The sequence below is a fragment of the Micromonospora parva genome (genome assembly GCF_000718515.1).
GTDB lineage: Bacteria > Actinomycetota > Actinomycetes > Mycobacteriales > Micromonosporaceae > Micromonospora > Micromonospora parva.
The window spans coordinates 1-221 of record NZ_JNZS01000078.1 but is presented as its reverse complement, the minus strand read 5'-3'; the positions used below and the strand labels follow the sequence as shown (position 1 = coordinate 221).

Sequence of the window (221 nt, the reverse complement as noted above, 5' to 3'; positions counted from 1 at the left end):
CGTCGTTGAGGGTGATGTGCGACTGCTCGCCCTGCGGCTTCGCCGCCTGCACCGCCACCGCTGCGGCGGCGGGCTTGGCGTCCACTACCGGGTTGGCGTGGGCGGCGATCGGGCCGGCGAACACACCACCGGCGAACGCGAGACCAGCAACGGACAGCATGCTCTTACGGAAGATCGTGTTCATGGGGGTAGCTCCTTCGGGGGTAGGAACACCCGAACCG

1 pseudogene is annotated in these 221 nt (G+C 68.3%); it reads right to left on the bottom strand.

The features are described from left to right. Positions 1-184: pseudogene (locus IF22_RS0132670) on the bottom strand (hypothetical protein); the annotation flags it as partial. Positions 185-221: the final 37 nt, after the last annotated feature.